The following is a 15,923-nucleotide window of genomic DNA, read 5'->3' on the forward strand; positions in this document are numbered from 1 at the left end:
CATACGATCCCAATTGTCCTTTTTTCATTCTCCCCCCGCCCGGGTTCCCGTAAAGACCGCCTCTCCCTTCCCCGCATCTCGATTCCGGGCTGGTTTTCGCTAGCCTGGTTAAAAACAATGTTATGCATTGGTATTTACGTAAAGCCAAATTTACATAGATCATGAAGGGATTTTCAGAAATGACTTCAATTTTACTTTAAACGTCAAGGCATTTCGCAAAATGACCTCACCCTTTACATTAAATGGTGAAGGCATTTCTGAAAAAGACTTCACGGTTGATGTAAAAAACTACTCCATCCACCAAATCTTTTTTACCCTCAGCTAGCCAAGCAACAGCCGGAAAGAAGGGGAAGCCCAGGCGGACGGCGGAAGTAATCAGCGAAATGGGATCGTAAGGAACCCCTTAGATGTACTTAGATCCGCAAGGATAAAAAGAGACAGGTAGAAACTGAATTCCGAATCAGGTTCTAAGCGCCCCTTGAGCAGTGAAGTCATCAAGAGTTCACTGCGAATGGGCGCGGTCCTGTCTCTTTTTGTCCTTGCGGGTCTTAGTACATCTTAGGGGCGAATCCCGAATCCCATTTCGCCGATTACTTCCGCCGCCCGCCTGGGCTTCCCCTTCTTTTCGGCGTACCTTCGCCAGTTAAATAAAGATTTTCAGTAATTTAAATTTAATAGATCTCGGATTGCCTCTCCGGCGATCAACAGTCCTGCAACTGGCGGGACGAATGATATGCTGCCTGGAGTTGCCCGTTTGGAAGTTTCTTCTTCCGTTTCCGCCAAAGGTTTCAGCGGCGTTTCTTTGGAATAGAGAACTTTCAAATGTTCGATCCCCCGCTTCTTCAACTCCCGGCGCATGACGCGGCAGAGGGGGCAGATGGAGGTGGAGGAAAGGTCGGCGATTTCGAAGAGCTCGGCATGGAGTTTGTTGCCGGTTCCCATGGAAGCGATGATGGAAATGCCGTGGGAGACTGCGTATTGTACCAAGGCGATTTTAGCAGAAACTGTGTCCACCGCGTCGATTATATAGTCGATGGAACCGTCAATTCCGTCAAACAGGGCGGGCAGATTGTCGGGAAGCACGAATGTTTCAAATGTGAGTACCTGGCAGTTTGGATTGATGTCATGGATTCGTTCTTTCATTACTATGGTTTTGTATTTGCCGACAGTGGAGTGGAGTGCGATGCTCTGGCGGTTAATGTTAGTGATCGAAACCGTATCGTTGTCCACCAGAATCAAGCGCCCGATGCCGCTTCGGGCCAGGGCCTCGATGCAGTGGGAGCCAACTCCGCCCACACCGAAGACTGCGATGGTGCAGGAAGCCAGTTTATTCAAGTTATCAGATCCGATTAATAGTTCTGTTCTGGAAAATGGATGTATCATATCTACCTCAGTCAGTTATAATAGATTTTGATCAGGTTTAGCTAGCTGTTCTTTTACCAGATCGGCCAGGGTGACATTGTCTACAACCTGATTGATGGCGTCATTTAGCTGTTTCCAAACGTTCAGGGTAACGCAGACGCCGGCCCTTTGGCATTGGTTTTCGGCATCCTCTAAACAGGCTACAGGCGCCAGATTGCCTTCCGTAAGGCGAAGAATCATGCCCACCGTGTATTCGGAAGGATCGCGGGTCAATTTATATCCGCCCTGAGATCCGCGCATGCTTTTCACATAACCGGCGCGGCTTAATATGGTCACAATCTGTTCCAGATATTTTACGGATATCTGCTGGCGCTCGGCCACCTGGTTGATCTTTGTGCACTCGTCGGGATGAAGGGCAAATTCCAGCATCATGCGAAGCGCATATCTGCCTTTTGTTGATATTTTCATGAAAGTCACCGCCTTTGACAATTCTTATCTAATTAGTATGATATAAATGATTGTACACGATATTATTGAAAATGTAAACTTCCATTTTATTGGCAAATGTTGTATACTGAAATTTATGAATGCAGGGAGGTTATATCGTGGAAGAGAAGCATATGAAGGGGCAGGTAATTATGACAGAGGGAGTGATATGGAAACAGCTGATTTTCTTTTCCATCCCCCTTTTGATTGGTAATATATTTCAGCAGCTTTATAATACGGTGGATTCCATTGTTGTAGGCAATTACATCGGCAGTGAGGCCTTGGCGGCGGTGGGATCCAGCAACTCGCTGATTAACCTGATTATTGGTATGTTCATGGGGATTGCAACAGGCGCGGGCGTTATCATATCGCAGTATTATGGGGCCAGATCCAAAGAGAAGCTGCATTGGGCTGTACATACCTGCATGGCGCTCAGCATGATCGGAGGAGTGTTCCTGATTTTCCTGGGAGTGATTCTGTCCCCCATTATTTTAAGATTGATGGGAACTCCGGCAGAAGTTATGAGTAATTCTACCGTTTATCTGAGAATCTTTTTTTGCGGCTCCCTGTTTAACCTGGTTTATAATATGGGTGCCGGCGTGCTCCGTGCGGTAGGTGATTCCAAACGGCCGCTGTACTATCTGTGTGTTTCTTCCGTGGTAAATATCGTGCTGGATCTGACTTTCGTAGTCGTTTTTCATATGGGCATTGCCGGAGTGGGATATGCTACCATAATCGCTCAGGCAGTATCGGCCTGGCTGACACTCAGGGCATTGGTAAAAACCGAGGATATCTATAAAGTCGTTTTAAAATCCATAAAAATTGATGTCAGAATGCTGAAGAGAATTTTGAAAATCGGCATTCCAAGCGGCATTCAGCAGTCGATCATATCCCTGTCCAACGTAATCGTCCAGGCGAATGTCAACAGTTTTGGAGCTGCGGCCATGGCCGGGTTTGGGGCTTACAGCAAGATCGACGGATTTGTTATGCTTCCTCTTCAGAGCTTCTGTATGGCGGCCACTACATTTACAGGCCAGAACATAGGCGCGAGAAAGACGGACCGGGTCAAAAAAGGAATTTTCCAGGGTATTGTGATCAGCCTGATATATACGGTGATCCTGTCGGTGGCATTATACTTTAATGTGGATACTATTTTAGGAATCTTTTCAAAAGACGCATCCGTGATTAAGTATGGACATGTGACCATGTATATTCTGCTTCCGTTTTATTCGACGCTGGCTTTTCACCAGATTTTGATGGGAAGCTTCCGTGGAGCGGGGAAAACCATGGTTTCCATGCTGATCGGAGTTGGCAATATGTGCATTCTCCGAATGATTTATATCAACTGGTTTGTACCGTATTTTCCCAGCTATGAAGCCGTTATGTGGTGTTACCCGATCACTTGGGCGACAACCATGCTGATGGATATGCTCTACGGCTGGAAAGCGAAATGGCTGCCCAAGTATGCGGAAAAGAAGCAGTAAGAGGTTACTATTCACAGCCCTGGTGGCCGCTGCCGTCCGTTTCGGGTTTGGCAGTTTTGCAGGAATATTTTATTAATAAAAAGCTGCTTTTGCGGCAGAATGAGAGGTAGAGATGAAAGACGGGTTTATTAGAGTTGCGGCGGCGACTCCAAAGATAAAAGTAGCGGATCCTGAATACAACCGGGAACAGATCGTGGCCCTTTTGAAAGAAGGTGCTGAAAATCATGCTAAAATTATGGTTTTCCCCGAATTGTGCCTGACTGCGTATACCTGCAGCGATTTGTTTTTGCAGACGGCCCTTTTGAGAAAGGCGGCCGAAGAACTGAATGTCATCATTGAAGAAACTGCGGATTTGGACATCCTTGCTTTTATCGGCCTGCCATGGGAGAGAGACGGGAAACTTTATAATGCGGCAGCCGTGATTCACGGAGGTAAACTTCTGGGAGTTGTGCCGAAGATCAATCTTCCCAATTATTCCGAATTCTATGAAGCGCGCCATTTCAGCCGCGGCAACCAGATTCCGGTTATGGTTCCCTGGAAAGGGGAGAAGGTTCCCATGGGGACGAACCTGTTATTCCGATGCTCGAACGTTCCCGGACTTGTGGCGGCGGCTGAGATCTGTGAGGATGTCTGGGTTCCGTGTCCGCCCAGCATTTCCCATGCGTTAGCGGGAGCCACCGTGATTGCCAACTGTTCGGCCAGCGATGAAACCGTCGGCAAAGATACTTACCGGGAAAGCCTGATTTCAGGTCAGGCCGCCCGTCTCGTCTGCGGTTATATCTACGCTAATGCGGGAGAGGGAGAATCCACCCAGGATTTAGTGTTCGGAGGCCATAATATCATAGCGGAAAACGGCACATGCCTGGCCATATCAAAGCGTTTTACAACCGGAGTGGTATACGGCGATCTGGATCTTTCCCGTCTGGACAGCGAACGCAGGAGAATGACAACTTTTGAGATCGGCGGGAATGAAGAATATCAGACCGTTGAATTTCAACTGAAAACAGAAGTCCTCGAATTAAACAGATATATTGAGAGCACACCATTTGTTCCGCACGAGGAGAGAGCCCGTAATAAACGGTGTGAGGAGATTCTTTCCATTCAGGCTTTGGGACTGAAAAAAAGGCTGGAGCATACCGGATGTAAACATGCGGTGATCGGCATTTCCGGCGGTCTGGACTCCACGCTGGCGCTTCTCGTTACGGCCAAAGCATTTGATATGCTGGACATCCCAAGAAGCCAGATTCATGCGGTGACCATGCCGTGTTTTGGAACCACGGACAGGACTTACAACAATGCGTGCATCATGACGCAGAAACTGGGAGCATCCCTTCAGGAAGTGGATATTAAAGATGCGGTGACGCTGCATTTTAAAGATATAAATCAGGATATGAAAAAACATGATGTGACGTTTGAAAACGGACAGGCCAGGGAGAGAACCCAGGTTCTGATGGACATTGCCAATCAGGTTGGCGGAATGGTGGTCGGAACAGGGGATATGTCGGAACTGGCTTTGGGCTGGGCTACTTATAACGGTGACCATATGTCCATGTATGGGGTGAATGCCTCCATTCCGAAAACGCTGGTCCGCCATCTGGTGCGCTATTATGCGGATACGTGCGGCGAAGAGGAGCTTAAAGAAGTGCTGCTGGATGTTCTTGATACGCCTGTCAGCCCGGAACTGCTTCCTCCTGAGGACGGAGTGATTTCCCAGAAAACGGAAGATTTGGTGGGCCCTTATGAGCTTCATGACTTTTTCCTGTATTACATTCTGAGATTTGGCTATATGCCTTCCAAGATATACCGGATGGCGGTTCATGCATTTGGAAAAGAATATGATAAAGAAACCATACTGAAATGGTTAAAAGTATTTTACCGCAGATTTTTCAGCCAGCAGTTTAAGCGTTCCTGTCTGCCGGACGGACCGAAAGTGGGTTCGGCGGCCGTATCTCCGAGAGGCGATCTTCGCATGCCAAGCGACGCATGCAGCAGGATCTGGATGGAAGATCTGGAAACTATAGATAAATGAGGATGACAATATGATCAGCAGCACTTCCAACAGCCAGGTGAAATTTGTATCGGCGCTGGCAAAGAAAGCGAAGTTAAGAAAAACCGAGGATTTGTTTGTTGTGGAAGGCATCAAGATGTTTTCCGAACTTCCCCGGGCAAATGTGAAGAAAGTATACGTTTCAGAGAGCTTTTTGAAAGAAACCAAACATAAGAATCTGTTGGACGGAATATCCTGGGAGTGTGTGACGGATGACGTTTTTAAGTCCATGTCGGATACGCAGACGCCGCAGGGGGTGTTAGCCGTTGTAAAGCAGTTTCATTATACAATGGAAGATATTTTAAATGCAGAGGGACCGGCTCTCATCATGGTTTTAGAGGCGATCCAGGACCCGGGCAATTTGGGCACCATCATCCGGGCCGGCGAAGGCGCTGGAATCACCGGCGTAATCATGAGTGAGGGAACGGCCGATATCTATAATCCAAAAACGATCCGGTCTACCATGGGCTCCATTTACCGCGTGCCGTTTGTGTATGCGGAGAATATGGACCGGGCGTTTGAACAGCTGAAAGAGAAGAAGATCCGGCTGTTTGCGGCACATTTAAAGGGACGCGGCAGTTACGAACAGGAGGATTATTCCGGAAATACCGGATTTTTAATCGGCAATGAAGCCAATGGCCTGAGCGATAAAGCGGCGGCCTGGGCGGATACCTTAGTTAAGATACCGATGGCAGGACAGGTGGAGTCTTTAAATGCGGCAGTGGCGTCATCCGTGCTGATGTTTGAAGCGGCGAGACAGAGAAGAATGAATTAATTCTTACAATTTTCTTCCGAATCAGATTCCTAAAGCAGAACACTTGTAAAATGTCTGACAATATAGTAAAATATCTGAGAAGGGAGTTGATAAGATGGCAACAATTTTTTGGCTGGCTGCATTGGTAATCTTTGTTGTAATTGAGCTTGCGACATTTGCGCTCACAACGATCTGGTTTGCAGGCGGAGCACTGGCAGCTTTTATCCTTTCACTTCTTCATTGCAGCATTGAAGTACAGCTGGTAACATTTGTGGTAGTTTCCTTTGTTTTGCTGTTCGGCACAAGGCCGTTTGCGGCGAGATATATCAACAGAACTACAGTTAAGACGAATGTGGAAGGCCTGATTGGAAAAACTGCCCGCGTAACAGTAGAAGTGAACAATGAGAATGGAACTGGAACGGCTGTGGTGAACGGACAGGAATGGACGGCCAGAGCAGAAGAGGAACATGAAGTATACGCCCCCGGAACTATGGTTATGATAAAGGAAGTAAGGGGAGTAAAACTAATTGTGAGCAAAGCTCAAGAGGAGGCATAAATGGGAATTATGGGATTTTTTACCGGATTTGTAGGACTTATAATACTGCTTATTGTTATTTTGATGATTTTAACGTCATGTGTGAAGATTGTTCCTCAGGCACATGCGATGGTTGTGGAACGCCTTGGAGCTTATAAAGATACCTGGTCTGTAGGGCTTCATTTTAAAACACCGTTTATTGACCGGATTGCTAAGAGAGTCAATTTAAAAGAGCAGGTTGTGGATTTTGCTCCCCAGCCGGTTATTACGAAAGATAATGTAACTATGAGAATTGATACGGTAGTATTTTTCCAGATCACAGACCCAAAACTTTTTACTTATGGTGTGGAAAATCCGATTATGGCAATTGAGAACCTTACGGCGACTACCCTGAGAAATATCATCGGTGATCTGGAACTGGATCAGACCCTGACTTCCAGAGAAACCATTAATACGAAGATGAGAGCGTCCCTGGATGTGGCTACCGACCCATGGGGAATTAAAGTAACCCGTGTGGAATTGAAAAACATCATTCCTCCGGAAGCGATTAAAGACGCGATGGAGAAACAGATGAAGGCAGAGCGTGAGCGCCGTGAATCCATTCTCCGTGCGGAAGGTGAGAAGAGATCTGCAATTCTGGTTGCAGAAGGTAAAAAAGCGTCTGTAATCCTGGATGCGGAGGCTGATAAACAGTCTGCAATTCTTCGTGCGGAAGCTGAGAAAGAAAAGAAGATCCGGGAAGCAGAAGGTGAGGCTGAGGCCATACTTAAAATTCAGCAGGCGACTGCCGACGGTATCCGCTTTATTAAAGAAGCGGGAGCCGACAACGCGGTTCTTCAGATTAAGAGCTTAGAGGCGTTTGCAGCAGCTGCGGACGGCAAAGCGACCAAGATCATTATCCCATCTGAAATTCAGGGCATCGCAGGCCTTGTGAGTTCACTTGTGGAAGTGGGAAGCAAAGATCAGAAATAAAGCAGCAGGTACTGCAAAAGGGATTTTTTACATTAGGGGTGAAGGGATTTTCAAAAAGGCTTAAAGCTTTTTCGAAAATCCCTTCACCCCTAATGTTAAAATCCTCATAGATATAGGAGCATTTATGGATATAAAACTGGATTTGGATAAGGAATACGGGATCGTGCTGGAAGGCGGAGGGGCCAAAGGCGCCTATCAGATCGGGGCATGGAAAGCTTTGAGAGAAGCCGGTGTGAAGATCAAAGCCATAGCCGGAGCTTCTGTGGGGTCTTTAAACGGAGCGCTGATGTGCATGGACGATTTGGAGACAGCGGAAAAGATATGGAAGAATATCAGCTATTCCGATGTGATGAATGTAAATGATGAGCTGATGAAGAACATAAAAAGTAAAAATTTCCGTTCCCTTAATCTGACGGAGGTGCTCAACAGCAGTCTGCAGCTGATAAAGGACGGAGGTTTTGATATCACTCCGCTACGTGAACTGATGGCGGAGGCCATTGATGAAGAGAAGATACGAAGTTCCGACAGGAAGCTGTATGCCATCACTTATTCCGTGTCCGAGAGAAAGGAGCTGGCTGTGGATATTAACCAGGCGGAGCCGGGCACCATGGCGGATATGCTTTTGGCCAGCGCCTATTTCATGGCGTTTAAGAATGAAAAACTCCAGGGAAAGCGTTATATGGACGGCGGAGGCGTCAATAATGTTCCCGTGGATGTGCTTTTAGACCGGGGATACCGGGATATCATCATCATCAGAATCTATGGTTGGGGTTTCGATAAGGAACGGGTGGTAAAGGTGCCTGAGGACGCTAATGTGTATCACATCGCTCCACGTCAGGGACTGGGCGGCATTCTGGAATTTGATGCGCGCCAGTCCAGGAAAAATATGACCATGGGATATTATGACGGGCTCCGATTCTTATATGGTTTATCCGGGCGGGCTTATTATATCGATGCGCCATATGGCGAAGCTTATTATTTCGATAAGATGATGTCTGAGATCGAATTGATCCGGCATTATATAGAGAAGGAATTGGGCGAAGAGCCTTACGGAGAACCGGAGGGTTACCGGTTTTTTACGGAATACATGTTTCCTCACTTAGCGTCGGTTTTAAAGCTGAAAGAGGACTGGGGATATAAAGAACTGTATCTGGCGGTTCTGGAGGATATGGCGAAAAGGATGAAAATTAAGCGTTTTAAGGTTTATACTGTGGACGAACTTGTCAAAAAAGTTTATGTTAAGATCGGTTTACTTGACAGTATTTTGCCGATGTAGTATGTTTAAATACAAAATGATTACAAAAGTGGAGGATGCGAAGATGGACTTAAAAGGAAGAAACTTCTTGACATTGAAGGATTACAGCCCAGAGGAGATTCAGTATCTGCTGGATTTATCCGCCGATTTAAAGGACAAAAAGAAAAAAGGAATTTTAGTTGACAATTTTAAAGGAAAAAATGTAGCTTTGATCTTTGAAAAAACCAGCACCAGAACAAGATGTGCATTTGAGGTGGCAGCTCATGACCTGGGGATGGGAACTACCTATCTGGATCCGTCCGGTTCCCAGATCGGCAAAAAAGAGAGCATTGCAGATACGGCAAGAGTATTAGGCCGTATGTATGAGGGAATCGAATACCGCGGCTTCGGCCAGGAAATCGTGGAAGAACTGGCTAAATATGCAGGCGTTCCGGTATGGAACGGCTTAACGAACGAATACCATCCAACTCAGATGCTGGCGGATCTTCTTACGATCAGAGAGCATTTAGGACATTTAAAAGGCGTAAAATTAGTCTATATGGGCGATGCGCGCTATAACATGGGCAATTCACTGATGGTGGCTTGTTCTAAGATGGGAATGCATTTTGTAGCATGCGCTCCTAAGAAATATTTCCCGAATCCGGAACTGGTAAAAGAATGTCAGGCATTTGCTGCTGAAAGCGGAGCTACCATTACATTGACTGAAGATGTTATGGAAGGAACGAAGGGAGCGGATGTGATCTACACCGATGTTTGGGTATCCATGGGAGAACCGGACGAGGTATGGGAAGAGAGAATCCGTGAACTCACACCTTATAAAGTTACAAAAGAAGTGATGGATCACGCCGGAGAGAACACGATTTTCCTTCATTGCCTGCCTGCATTCCATGATTTAAAGACCAAGATCGGAAAAGAGATGGCAGAACGCTTTAACATAAGCGATATGGAAGTGACGGATGAAGTATTTGAATCCTCCCGTTCCAAAGTCTTTGACGAGGCGGAAAACCGCATGCATACCATTAAGGCTGTTATGGCTGCAACTTTAGGAGAATAGATTCATTTTATAATAGGATAGGAGCGGGTTTATGTACGGACAGGAAAAACACAGAGGTCCAAGAAATGCGTCGCTGGCGCTGGATATGATTCATATCATAATCGGCATTCTGATTGTGGTGCTGGCAGTTATTTCTTTTTTGAATCCGGAAGGGAATTTGCTACTGTTTCCGCTGATCTTTTTGCTCGCTGCGTCTCTTAACATGATCAATGGAATTTACCGGATTCATCAGAGCGGACGGGATAAGAAGAAAAAGATGTCGGGAATCGGGCTGATCGTGGCGGCAATTCTGCTGGCCATTCTGTCCATTGCCAGCGCTGTCAGCATCTGGTGGGGGTGATAACGGTGAAGACAAGGATATTAAAAATGCTGAAAGAGGCCGACGGCTATGTGTCCGGCCAGGATATCTGCGAGGAGCTTCATGTTTCCAGGACGGCCGTGTGGAAGGTGATAAAACAGCTTCAGGAAGAAGGATACCAGATCGAAGCCGTCAGAAATAAAGGTTATTGTTTGGAAAAGAGCGCCGATGTTATCACAAAGGCGGAACTGAGCAGTTGTATGGACAGTCAGTGGATGGGGAAGAATCTGGTATATTATGATGAAACTGATTCTACCAATACAAGAGCAAAGGCATTGGCGGAACAGGGCGCTTTGTCCGGCACTTTAGTGGTAGCCGACTGCCAGATGTCCGGGAAGGGCAGGAGAGGCCGCAGCTGGGTGTCTCCCCGTTTTGCAAACATTTACATGACCCTGATCTTAAAACCCCAGATTTCCCCTTCCTGTGCCTCCATGCTGACCTTGACGGCCGCTATGGCCGTGCTGGCAGGAATTAAAGAAGTAACAGGATTGGAAACGGAAATCAAATGGCCCAATGATCTGGTCTATGGCGGAAAGAAAGTCTGCGGCATATTGACGGAGATGAGCGCTGAACTGGACTGCATTCACTATGTGGTCATTGGGATGGGGATCAATGTGAATTTAACCGAAATTGCAGAAGAGGTGGCAAAGACCGCCACCTCTTTGAGAATTGAATCCGGCCGGCCGGTGAGCAGAAGCGCTTTAATAGCTGCTGTGATCCGTTGGTTTGAAGTTTATTACCAGAAGTTTCTGGAGACAGAGGATTTATCCCTGCTGATGGAAGAATACAACGAAAAGCTGGCAAACCGAGGCAGAGAAGTGCGGGTGCTGGCCCCGTCAGGCGATTACTGCGCAGTATCCAGGGGTATTAATAAATCAGGTGAGCTTCTGGTGGAGTTAGAGGATGGAACCCTTCAGAAAGTGGTTTCCGGAGAGGTTTCAGTACGTGGAATATATGGATATGTATAAAGATGCACAGGAAATTTCAAAACAGCTTTACGGCGGCTTAAAAGTCCTTGAGCGGGAAGATCAGGAGATGGGGCGTGAAGAGCGCTTAAAATCGATGGCAGGGCCTCTCATGGCATGGTATGAGACGTCTGCCAGGATTTTGCCGTGGCGGGACGATCCCAAACCATACCGCGTATGGATTTCCGAGATCATGCTTCAGCAGACCAGGGTGGAAGCGGTCAAGCCGTATTTCGAACGGTTTATGAATGCGCTTCCTCAGGTGAAAGATTTGGCGGAGGTGCCGGAAGAACAGCTGTTGAAGCTTTGGGAAGGACTGGGATATTATAACCGTGCCAGGAATTTGAAAAAAGCGGCTCAGATTATGATGGAGAGTCACGGCGGAAACGTGCCGTCCTCCTATGAGACGCTCTTGGAACTTCCGGGTATCGGCAGCTATACTGCGGGCGCAGTGGCGTCCATCGCCTATCAGATTCCGGCTCCTGCCGTGGACGGCAACGTGCTGCGGGTAATTTCCCGTGTTTTAGCGGATCGGGAAGATATTACAAAGCAGTCGGTGAAGAAGAGGATGGAACAGGAGATAAAGGCTGTGATGCCAAAGGACAGGCCGGGAGATTTTAACCAGGCGCTGATTGAGATCGGAGCGATTGTCTGTGTTCCAAACGGGGCTCCGAAATGCGGGGAATGTCCTCTGGAGTCGGTCTGTCTGGCAAAGCGCAGGGGGCTGACTGCTGAAATCCCTTATAAAGCTCCGAAAAAAGCACGCAAAAAGGAAGACCGTACCATCCTTATCCTGGAATGTGACGGAAAGATAGCCATTCATAAGCGTCCGGATCAGGGATTACTGGCATCGCTTTATGAATTTCCAAACCTGGAAGGTCATATAAAAATAGAGGAACTTCCAAAGAAACTGGAAATTTCAGACGAACAGATAGAGCATATTGAGGTTCTGCCGGAGTCCAAACATATATTTTCCCATGTGGAATGGAATATGACCGGATACCGGATTGTTATAAAACAGAAAGGCCGGCTGCCTTATCTGTTTGCAGAAAAAAGGGACTTGAGGGAGAAATACCCTCTGCCCAATGCATTTGCTGCGTATATGAAACAGATAAATGCGGATAATGTTTAGTGAGGAGGGATATGGATGAAACAGATGCTTTTCGTGTTTAATCCAAGATCCGGAAAAGCCCAGATTAAAAACCACCTTTTAAGTATCTTGGATACTTTTGTAAAAGGCGGATATGAAATTCAGGTTCATGTCACCCAGAAAACCAAAGATGCGGTGAATGTGGTGAAAGAGCGCGCAGCGGGCAAAGATCTGGTTGTGTGCAGCGGAGGTGACGGGACACTGAATGAGACGATCTGCGGGCTGATGCAGCTGAAAGACCCGCCGCTGTTAGGGTATATTCCCGCCGGTTCCACCAATGATTTTGCCACCAGTCTGGGACTGCCGTCCAATATGAGCAAGGCGGCCCGGGAAATCATGGAGGGAACGCCGTATCCTATCGATATCGGGCATTTTTGCGAGGACCGGTATTTTGTGTATATTGCGGCTTTCGGCGCATTTACGGAAGTCTCCTATATGACGCCCCAGGAGAAGAAAAATATGCTGGGCCATCAGGCCTATATGCTGGAAGGGGTAAAAAGCCTGCTGTCCGTGAAACCGTATCATATGAAGGTGGAAACCTCGGATATGGTGATCGAGGACGATTTTATATTCGGAATGATAACGAATACAATCAGCGTGGGCGGTTTTAAGGGCCTTGTGCCGCAAAGCGTGGCGTTAAATGACGGGATGTTTGAGGTGTTATTAATCAGAATGCCCAAGACGCCGCTGGATCTGAGCAATATTATCTCCTATATGTTTTTAAAGGAAGAGCAAAATGAATATGTTCACAAGTTTAAGACAAGTAAGCTGACCCTTTTCTCAGAAGAGCCGGTGGACTGGGTTTTGGACGGTGAGTTTGGCGGAACAAGGACAGAAGTTACCATTGAAAATCTGCAAAATCGAATTAATATTATAAAAATATAAAATTCAAAAAATATGTTGAAAAATGTATACCGGTAGTATATAATGACTAGTTGTGTAGGTTTTTAAGTAAACTTCTTACCGAAAGGACGTTACGGAGTGGAAAAAGACAATTTTTTAGAGAAGCTGGATAAGCTTGTAGCATTGGCAAAGACCAAGCACCAAACACTTGATGTGGCTGAAGTGAGTGATTTTTTTGCCGGCGATAATCTGAATCCGGATCAAATGGAGCATATTTATAGTTACCTGGAGGGTCATGGAATCGACGTGATCCCGGTAATAGACGACACCGTTTTAGTGGATGATGCCCTGCTTCTGGATGATGATGTAGATGACAGCTTTATCAAAGAAACTGAAGATGAAGACATTGATCTGGATGCCATTGATCTGTTGGAAGGAATCGGAACGGAAGATCCGGTCCGCATGTACTTGAAGGAGATTGGTACAGTTCCGCTTTTAAGTGCGGATGAGGAACTGCGGTTGGCAAAACTGAAGTCAGAAGGGGACGAATACGCGAAAGAGCGCCTGATTGAGGCGAACCTTCGACTGGTTGTCAGCATCGCCAAACGTTATACCGGAAGAGGTATGAGTTTCCTTGATCTTGTTCAGGAAGGTAATCTGGGACTGATCAAAGGCGTAGAAAAATTTGAATATACGAAGGGATTCAAACTGAGTACATATGCAACTTGGTGGATTCGTCAGTCTGTTACCCGCGCTTTGGCGGATCAGGCCAGAACAATCCGTGTGCCTGTGCATATGGTGGAGACTATTAACAAGATGTCGAAGATGCAGCGTAAATTAACGCTGGAACTCGGTTATGAACCGTCTGTAACAGAGCTGGCTGAAGCTTTGGAGATGTCAGAGGATAAGGTGATGGAGATCATGCAGATCGCAAGAGAACCGGCATCCTTAGAGACTCCCATAGGAGAGGAAGACGACTCCAACCTTGGCGATTTTGTTGCGGACAACAATGTGGTGACCCCGGAAGGCAATGTGGAATCTGTGATGTTGAGAGAACATATTGACGCGCTGCTGGGAGATCTGAAGGAGAGAGAGCGTCAGGTTATTGTACTGCGTTTTGGCCTGGAAGACGGACATCCAAGAACATTGGAAGAAGTCGGAAAGGAATTTAATGTTACACGCGAACGAATCCGTCAGATTGAAGCCAAAGCCCTGAGAAAGTTAAGAAATCCGGTTCGGAGCAAACGAATCAGAGATTTCCTTTAATTTTTAATATTCAGGGGCAGGTGAAACAGAGGTTTCGCCTGCCCTTATTTGCGTTACATAGATTCAGTGGAAATGCTGCGTTCAAACATATCACATGATTGTGAGTCACAGAATGGAAGGTCATATGAATAAAAGAAATTATCAAAAAGAACTGGATGGTATCATAAGTGGTCTGCAGCCGGAAACGAAGGTACCCCGTCTGCTGCTGCACAGCTGCTGTGCGCCCTGCAGCAGCTATGTGCTGGAGTATTTGTCACAGTATTTTGAAATAACCGTTTATTATTATAACCCTAATATTTATCCGCCTAATGAGTATTATAAAAGGGTGAAGGAGCAGCAGGATCTGGTGGACCGCATGAAGTTCAAAAATCCTGTCAGCGTTGTAAACGGCCCCTATGATACCGATGAGTTCTACCGGATCGCAAAAGGCCATGAGAAGGACGCGGAAGGCGGAGAACGCTGTTTTCGATGCTATGAGCTTCGCCTCAGGGAGGCTGCAAAAGTGGCGGCGGCCGGCCGTTACGATTATTTTACCACCACATTATCCATCAGCCCTCTTAAAAATGCGGATAAGCTGAATGAGATCGGGGAAAGGCTTGCGGCGGAGTACCAGACAAACTATCTGCCTTCTGATTTTAAAAAGAGGGAAGGATATAAACGTTCGACCGAATTATCGAAAGAATACGGATTATACCGTCAAAATTACTGCGGGTGCATTTTCTCTTACAACGAACGAATTTCAAGTGAGGAAACTCAAGTACCTTTTGCTTGACACCGTAGTGGATTTGTACTAAAATTTTAATAGTGGATTTGTAAATTTAGCAATGAAACGTGAGGGAGAATATAATATAAAGGAGAATAAGGATATGTTAACTAAAACTTTAACAGTAGTAAATCCATCAGGATTACACTTGAGACCAGCGGGAGTTTTGTCACAGACTGCTATGAAATTTAAGTCCGATATTATTATTGAGTGTGGAGAGAAACGCATTATTGCAAAGAGCGTATTGAACGTTATGGCAGCTGGAATTAAGTGCGGAACAGAGATCAATCTGATCTGTGAAGGCGAAGATGAGGCAGCAGCTATGGATGCTATGGCTAAGGCAATTGAGAGCGGCCTTGGCGAGATGGGCTGATCTTTCATTTGATATTTTTGAGAGCGTTGCACGGCAAGTGCAGCGCTCTTTTTTCGTTATTGCACAAAATTGTTATTTAACGGGGGTGGCGGAAGGGGTACGCCCGGAATCGGGATTCGGAGCCGTAAGACGAAGGTCGGAGGGGCCGTCCGGGCCGGGGAAGAAAGATGCAGCCAGATCGGATTCGGGATTCGCCCCTAAGAACAACTAAGGCCCGTAAGGACAGAACAAGGCAGGCCGGCGCCATTCGCAGTGA

Annotated in this window: 17 protein-coding genes; 15 read left to right on the forward strand and 2 right to left on the reverse strand. The window is 46.6% G+C overall.

Features of this window, described 5'->3' with window-relative positions; translation table 11 throughout:
* Positions 1–657 precede the first annotated feature (657 nt).
* Complete coding sequence (locus tag C0033_RS26385) at positions 658–1,383, reverse strand: tRNA threonylcarbamoyladenosine dehydratase (RefSeq protein ID WP_103230843.1); 726 nt, start codon at positions 1,381–1,383, stop codon at positions 658–660.
* Between the two features lie 15 nt (positions 1,384–1,398).
* On the reverse strand, positions 1,399–1,830 hold the full coding sequence (locus C0033_RS26390) for an Rrf2 family transcriptional regulator (protein WP_103230844.1): 432 nt from the start codon (positions 1,828–1,830) through the stop codon (positions 1,399–1,401).
* A 119-nt stretch (positions 1,831–1,949) separates the two neighbouring features.
* Between C0033_RS26390 and C0033_RS26395 the strand changes: the two genes are divergently transcribed.
* From C0033_RS26395 to C0033_RS27735, 15 genes are all read left to right on the forward strand, one after another.
* Entirely contained in the window at positions 1,950–3,332 is a 1,383-nt protein-coding gene (locus C0033_RS26395) for an MATE family efflux transporter (protein WP_242984603.1), read from the forward strand.
* Positions 3,333–3,444: 112 nt separating this feature from the next.
* A complete protein-coding gene (locus tag C0033_RS26400; RefSeq protein ID WP_103230845.1) occupies positions 3,445–5,361 on the forward strand; it encodes an NAD(+) synthase in 1,917 nt (638 codons plus the stop codon).
* A 10-nt stretch (positions 5,362–5,371) separates the two neighbouring features.
* Positions 5,372–6,154, forward strand: a complete 783-nt coding sequence (locus tag C0033_RS26405) for an RNA methyltransferase (RefSeq protein WP_103230846.1) — start codon at positions 5,372–5,374, stop codon at positions 6,152–6,154.
* 94 nt (positions 6,155–6,248) lie between these two features.
* Entirely contained in the window at positions 6,249–6,689 is a 441-nt protein-coding gene (locus C0033_RS26410; RefSeq protein ID WP_103230847.1) for an NfeD family protein, read from the forward strand.
* A 9-nt stretch (positions 6,690–6,698) separates the two neighbouring features.
* Positions 6,699–7,640, forward strand: a complete 942-nt coding sequence (locus tag C0033_RS26415; RefSeq protein ID WP_103230856.1) for an SPFH domain-containing protein — start codon at positions 6,699–6,701, stop codon at positions 7,638–7,640.
* Between the two features lie 124 nt (positions 7,641–7,764).
* The gene (locus tag C0033_RS26420) at positions 7,765–8,916 is read left to right on the forward strand and encodes a patatin-like phospholipase family protein (RefSeq protein WP_103230848.1); all 1,152 of its coding nucleotides are present in this window, start codon (positions 7,765–7,767) and stop codon (positions 8,914–8,916) included.
* Positions 8,917–8,959: 43 nt separating this feature from the next.
* Entirely contained in the window at positions 8,960–9,949 is a 990-nt protein-coding gene (gene argF / locus C0033_RS26425) for an ornithine carbamoyltransferase (RefSeq protein WP_103230857.1), read from the forward strand.
* Positions 9,950–9,980: 31 nt separating this feature from the next.
* Entirely contained in the window at positions 9,981–10,289 is a 309-nt protein-coding gene (locus C0033_RS26430; protein WP_103230849.1) for a DUF6637 family protein, read from the forward strand.
* 5 nt (positions 10,290–10,294) lie between these two features.
* Positions 10,295–11,275 carry a biotin--[acetyl-CoA-carboxylase] ligase gene (locus tag C0033_RS26435; protein WP_103230850.1) on the forward strand — a complete coding sequence of 327 codons (981 nt, stop codon included), beginning with the start codon at positions 10,295–10,297 and terminating at the stop codon, positions 11,273–11,275.
* Positions 11,262–12,404: an A/G-specific adenine glycosylase gene (mutY, locus tag C0033_RS26440; RefSeq protein ID WP_242984604.1), complete on the forward strand. Its 1,143-nt coding sequence runs from the start codon at positions 11,262–11,264 to the stop codon at positions 12,402–12,404. Before C0033_RS26435 ends, mutY begins: the two co-directional genes overlap by 14 nt.
* Positions 12,405–12,419: 15 nt before the next feature.
* Entirely contained in the window at positions 12,420–13,307 is an 888-nt protein-coding gene (locus tag C0033_RS26445) for a YegS/Rv2252/BmrU family lipid kinase (RefSeq protein ID WP_103230851.1), read from the forward strand.
* 96 nt (positions 13,308–13,403) lie between these two features.
* Positions 13,404–14,531 (forward strand): RNA polymerase sigma factor RpoD, encoded by a 1,128-nt coding sequence (rpoD, locus tag C0033_RS26450; protein WP_103230852.1) that lies wholly within the window; start codon positions 13,404–13,406, stop codon positions 14,529–14,531.
* 124 nt (positions 14,532–14,655) lie between these two features.
* Positions 14,656–15,303 carry an epoxyqueuosine reductase QueH gene (locus C0033_RS26455; protein WP_103230853.1) on the forward strand — a complete coding sequence of 216 codons (648 nt, stop codon included), beginning with the start codon at positions 14,656–14,658 and terminating at the stop codon, positions 15,301–15,303.
* A gap of 94 nt (positions 15,304–15,397) precedes the next feature.
* On the forward strand, positions 15,398–15,667 hold the full coding sequence (locus C0033_RS26460; RefSeq protein WP_103230854.1) for an HPr family phosphocarrier protein: 270 nt from the start codon (positions 15,398–15,400) through the stop codon (positions 15,665–15,667).
* An 85-nt stretch (positions 15,668–15,752) separates the two neighbouring features.
* On the forward strand, positions 15,753–15,878 hold the full coding sequence (locus C0033_RS27735; protein ID WP_278320787.1) for a hypothetical protein: 126 nt from the start codon (positions 15,753–15,755) through the stop codon (positions 15,876–15,878).
* Positions 15,879–15,923: the final 45 nt, after the last annotated feature.

It is taken from the genome of Clostridium sp. chh4-2 (assembly GCF_002899675.1).
In the GTDB taxonomy this organism is placed as follows: domain Bacteria; phylum Bacillota; class Clostridia; order Lachnospirales; family Lachnospiraceae; genus CHH4-2.

Excerpts from the sequence above, each read along its gene's own strand:
- C0033_RS26385 (WP_103230843.1), bottom strand. The coding sequence starts at position 1,383 with ATGATACATCCATTTTCCAGAACAGAACTATTAATCGGATCTGATAAC.
- C0033_RS26390 (WP_103230844.1), bottom strand. The coding sequence starts at position 1,830 with ATGAAAATATCAACAAAAGGCAGATATGCGCTTCGCATGATGCTGGAA.
- C0033_RS26395 (WP_242984603.1), top strand. The coding sequence starts at position 1,950 with ATGCAGGGAGGTTATATCGTGGAAGAGAAGCATATGAAGGGGCAGGTA.
- C0033_RS26400 (WP_103230845.1), top strand. The coding sequence starts at position 3,445 with ATGAAAGACGGGTTTATTAGAGTTGCGGCGGCGACTCCAAAGATAAAA.
- C0033_RS26405 (WP_103230846.1), top strand. The coding sequence starts at position 5,372 with ATGATCAGCAGCACTTCCAACAGCCAGGTGAAATTTGTATCGGCGCTG.
- C0033_RS26410 (WP_103230847.1), top strand. The coding sequence starts at position 6,249 with ATGGCAACAATTTTTTGGCTGGCTGCATTGGTAATCTTTGTTGTAATT.
- C0033_RS26415 (WP_103230856.1), top strand. The coding sequence starts at position 6,699 with ATGGGATTTTTTACCGGATTTGTAGGACTTATAATACTGCTTATTGTT.
- C0033_RS26420 (WP_103230848.1), top strand. The coding sequence starts at position 7,765 with ATGGATATAAAACTGGATTTGGATAAGGAATACGGGATCGTGCTGGAA.
- argF (WP_103230857.1), top strand. The coding sequence starts at position 8,960 with ATGGACTTAAAAGGAAGAAACTTCTTGACATTGAAGGATTACAGCCCA.
- C0033_RS26430 (WP_103230849.1), top strand. The coding sequence starts at position 9,981 with ATGTACGGACAGGAAAAACACAGAGGTCCAAGAAATGCGTCGCTGGCG.
- mutY (WP_242984604.1), top strand. The coding sequence starts at position 11,262 with ATGGATATGTATAAAGATGCACAGGAAATTTCAAAACAGCTTTACGGC.
- C0033_RS26445 (WP_103230851.1), top strand. The coding sequence starts at position 12,420 with ATGAAACAGATGCTTTTCGTGTTTAATCCAAGATCCGGAAAAGCCCAG.
- C0033_RS26455 (WP_103230853.1), top strand. The coding sequence starts at position 14,656 with ATGAATAAAAGAAATTATCAAAAAGAACTGGATGGTATCATAAGTGGT.
- C0033_RS26460 (WP_103230854.1), top strand. The coding sequence starts at position 15,398 with ATGTTAACTAAAACTTTAACAGTAGTAAATCCATCAGGATTACACTTG.